The 1,320-nt window shown below is 40.3% G+C and carries 1 protein-coding gene; it reads right to left on the reverse strand.

From position 1 onward, the window contains the following. Nucleotides 1-303 precede the first annotated feature (303 nt). Nucleotides 304-1,320, reverse strand: a 1,017-nt coding sequence (locus AMD00_RS22495; RefSeq protein ID WP_053419236.1) for an IS110 family RNA-guided transposase, incomplete at its 5' end; no start/stop codon positions are given.

The raw sequence follows: 1,320 nt of genomic DNA on the forward strand, positions 1-1,320 counted from the left end.
CTCTTTTTAAACGTATAATTGAATTTATAGTTTTTATTACCAATTTGAGCGTACGCTTCGCTAAAACTAATGAAAATCATTAGTTTTTTAGTCCACTATTTGATGCACAATGGATCTCTGCGATGCTTATGACGACGTACCCTCCCATGTCTCTTAGCGTCAGTGCGCTTACATTCCTTCGTTCGGTCTATTCATAAGGCAGAGGCCTGCTAAGCTGCCCCGGGGACTCTTGGTCTAAGTTTAGTTATGTTGCCGGCTTCTCCGTGTCATCCTTCTTGTTATAGTTCGATGAAAAGAATTTGTTTACGCTGTCTCTGCGAGACAGTAGAGGTCTTTCATCATATGTTTCTCGTTAAAACGGACTTTCTTTTTACAAATACCATGTAATATCTTCAGTAATTTACCACACAGTACCACCATTGATTGCTTTCCACGTAGAGGATTTTGTTGGCGTGTTGTGTAATATTCATGAAGCTTCTTGAATGCTTCATTGTGACGAATGAGTGGTACTATTACTTTGAAAAGAATATATCTAAGTCGCTTTCTTCCTCGTTTGGAGATATGTTTTTGTCCCTTATGTTGACCAGATGAGTTTTCACGTAATGTTAATCCCGCTAGTTTAATGAGTTGGCGTGGATTTTCATAAAGTGAAAAGCTTCCTACTTCTGAAAGTAAATCAACAATCGTCGCATCTCCTAAACCTGGAACTGATGCAAGTAGATCATACTCCATCGTTGTTTTAGCCATTTCGGCTAATTGGTTATTTACAGATTCAATTTCGCTTTCTAATAAGCGATACTGACGTAGGAGCGTGGCGATTTCACGTCGGGCCATCTCTGTTCCTTCTGTCAGTCCAATAGAGTTTATCGCAGCTTCAATCAGTAGCTTTGCTTTAGGTAACTGCGGAACTCTCATCCCCTCTACCTGACGGTAGAGAAAAACAAGCTGTTCAGCATCTTTCTGTTCAATATCCTGTGGCAACGGAGTCATTTCAAGCGTGGCAAGTGCCATCTTACCAAAAGACGGAAAGACTTGAGTAAACTCTGGAAAGTAACGATCCAGCCAACGAATGATTCGATTTTTAATACTTGCTAAGTCCTCCGTTAATTTGGAGCGAAGGGTAGAACCAATGCGCAATTCAGCATCAATGTCCTTTAATAAACGAGGATAACTAAAACGTCCGTCTTTCAGTAAACGAGCAATGACTAGCGCATCTTTTTTATCGTGCTTGGTCGGTAAATTATCATCCAGTTCTTTCGAACGTTTGACGTGCATTGGATTGACCATGACGAGTGGGATTCCATATTGGTCTAAGAAATA

Source organism: Viridibacillus arvi (assembly GCF_001274945.1).
In the GTDB taxonomy this organism is placed as follows: Bacteria; Bacillota; Bacilli; order Bacillales_A; family Planococcaceae; genus Viridibacillus; species Viridibacillus arvi.